Below are 2,884 nucleotides of genomic sequence, written 5' to 3' on the forward strand. Positions count from 1 at the left end.
AAGGCTCAGTTTCGGACATAATCCCAGGCCGTAAGCGCCTTTTGTTAACCTCAAAGCTAACCTCACAGTTCGGCGTCCTCATAGTCCGGCCATTCGTTTTTCCTCTGAACGGCGGAGACAGAGCCCAAACGACCGAGCCCAAAACTCCGTTTTTCTGGCTGTTTGCTCTGCGTTCATTGTCAATGAATAGGAGCCCTCAATGAATAGGCACCGTCAATGAATACAGGCATCAATGGAACGGAATGACGTTAATCGGGATAGACGTTAATGGAAAACAAAATCGTGCTCAGACTTGCCGACGGCCGGGAGACGGAAGCTCTGGCTCCGGTTATTGTCTCCGCCAGCAGATCCACCGATATTCCGGCGTTTTTTGCCCCGTGGTTTATGAACCGGCTCCGGGCCGGATACTCGGTATGGATAAACCCCTTCAACCAGAGACCGTCGTACATTTCCTACCGGAATACCCGGGTGATTGTCTTCTGGTCAAAGAATCCGGCTCCCATGCTGCCTTATCTTGACGAACTGGATCGCATGGGGATCAACTGCTATTTTCAGTACACCCTCAATGATTACGAGAATGAGGGACTGGAGCCTCATGTTCCCAAGCTTCAGAAACGGCTGGAAACCTTCAGGATGCTTTCTGAAAGACTGGGGCCGGAGCGGGTTATCTGGCGGGCGGATCCTCTGATCCTGACCCGGAGCATCACCCCGGAACTTCTCCTAGCAAAAATCCGCTCCCTTTCCGACAGCCTGGCCGGGCTGACCCGGAAGCTTGTTTTCAGCTTTTTGGATGTGAACGCTTATCGGAAGGTACAGCGCAATCTCGTGAGGGAAAATATCTTCGCGGAGGAGGAACTCGGTCATGCCGAGATCGGGAATGCGGAACAGCATGTGATTGCCCGGGGGCTTCAGGAGCTCCGGGAGGAATGGCATCGGAAGGGCTGGGATTTTGCCCTGGCCACCTGCGCGGAGAGCACTGATCTCTCCCGCTACGGTATCGAGCATAACCGCTGCATCGATCCGGAGCTTATGGAAAGAGCCTTTCCTGAGGATCGTCTGCTTCGGGATTATCTTGCAGGATTCCGGAAAGAGGGCGGGGAGTTTGATCTCTTTAATGCAGGGACACCCGGAGGCTTTGATTACACGAGGTTCAAGGATCGGGGTCAGCGGCAGATCTGCGGCTGTGTCCGGAGCAAGGATATCGGCATGTACAATACCTGTCCCCATGGCTGCGTTTACTGCTATGCCAATACTTCCCGGGATCTTGCCCTCAGGAATTGCCAGAGCTGTCTCCGTAATCCGGAAGGCGAGAGCCTGATTCCGCTTGTTCGCTGAACTGACCGGTATTGCGGAGAAAGTCCCGTAACCCCTCCCGTAATCCTTCCGGAACCGTTACCCGAAAAGACTGCTGTCTGATACCTGATATCTTTATGAGCCCCTGACGGTTTCGGATCGTCCGGGGCTTTTGCAGTATCCGGAAGTATACCGCTTGATGAAAAAAGCGGCTTTACGTCATTCGGAAGGGCGGTAAATCATATATTGGGAGCTTTCTTTCCGGAAAAGCTGCCGCATCTGTCCCAAAGTTTAGGTGATTGCTTTCAAATGAGTCCCTGTCAGAAATGAGGGTATGATAAGATCCGATCAGGAGAGGTGTTTTTTCAGGCTGTTTGTTTTCAGTCAGATGACCGGATAAACAGATGCCCGGATGAATTGAAAAGGGCCTTAGGAAGCAGGATCGGCGGGTAACTGGCAGCCGCAGGATTGATGGAATTGGTGAAAAAGCGAGGAGGGGGTAATGAGGCAACATAGATTTTCCGGATTACCCGGATTTGGCAGGAACGGCTTTACTCTGGTGGAGCTCGTGGCCGTTATCGTCATACTTGGCATTCTTTCCGCTACCGCAGTTCCCAAATTTACCGCCATGCAGAGCGATGCCAGAATAGCCATTCTCAAAAATATGCAGGGCAATATCAGATCTGCCAATACCATGGTGTTTGCCAAGGCCATGATGAACAGCACGAATATCAATTATTCCGAGAAGGAAGCCGGAGGAAGTTGGGTAGAGGATTGCAGCACGGATAATTGTGTTCAGATCGGTGATCTCTGGGTGTATCTCAAGTATGCCTACATCGACCGTAATTCCGTGGCGTTTATTCTGGATGCGGACATTTCCGGCGTGGAAATCAGGCAGATTGAGAATTCGAAAACCAAAAAGAAAATCATGGTGCCGAAGCGCGATACCAAGGTCGGTTATGCCAATAACACCTGCGGCGGCGGTGTGTGCGAGGGACACGATTTCTGTCAGTGCCGGGTTGATGATCGCAGTAACAAGAAATTTAACGGCAGAGACAACCAGTTTATTGTCCCCCGCGGCCAGCATTATCCGAAGCTGTCAGGCAATAAGCCGGTCGATTCCCCCGAGTACAAGTGTTACTTCAGATATTCTTCTGCCGAGTATATTGATGATGTGCAGAGGCCGCCGATTTATTATCTGGAAACTTCAGGCTGCTGATAATCAGGAGCTGATGAGAAATCCCTGCGCTTCAATAATTGGCGCGGGGATTTGTTTTTAAAGGGGAGTTAAGGATCAGAAGCCTGAAGCCGCGGACTGAAAAACCGATGTGAGAACGTCCTTAATCAGGAGATTTCTGCCTGTCTGAGACAGCTCCGAATATTTCCGAAACAGCTAACTAGAAGAACCTTCTTAATTGTTCATGACAGACCGAGGCCGGACACGGGAACAGAAAAGCGCAATGTTTTCAGTCCTCATCCCGGAGCCCCGGAATACCAGCCTGGTCTTTATTTTAAGAGTTTGGAAACCCCGAAGCCGGTGGCAAGGCCGCCGATGGTTGCCCCCACAGCGGTGCCGATGCCCGGAAAAATG

Annotated in this window: 2 protein-coding genes; both read left to right on the forward strand. The window is 51.4% G+C overall.

Annotated features, from left to right (window positions below):
• Window positions 1–267: 267 nt before the first annotated feature.
• Entirely contained in the window at window positions 268–1,335 is a 1,068-nt protein-coding gene (locus ACJROR_RS04885) for a DUF1848 domain-containing protein (protein WP_406546120.1), read from the forward strand.
• 460 nt (window positions 1,336–1,795) lie between these two features.
• Window positions 1,796–2,512 carry a type II secretion system protein gene (locus tag ACJROR_RS04890; RefSeq protein WP_406546121.1) on the forward strand — a complete coding sequence of 239 codons (717 nt, stop codon included), beginning with the start codon at window positions 1,796–1,798 and terminating at the stop codon, window positions 2,510–2,512.
• Window positions 2,513–2,884 lie beyond the last annotated feature (372 nt).

The organism is Succinimonas sp. (assembly GCF_045225735.1).
In the GTDB taxonomy this organism is placed as follows: Bacteria; Pseudomonadota; Gammaproteobacteria; order Enterobacterales; family Succinivibrionaceae; genus Succinimonas.

What these genes read in the sequence shown, in the direction of transcription:
- ACJROR_RS04885 (WP_406546120.1), top strand. Translation starts at nt 268, where the DNA reads ATGGAAAACAAAATCGTGCTCAGACTTGCCGACGGCCGGGAGACGGAA.
- ACJROR_RS04890 (WP_406546121.1), top strand. Translation starts at nt 1,796, where the DNA reads ATGAGGCAACATAGATTTTCCGGATTACCCGGATTTGGCAGGAACGGC.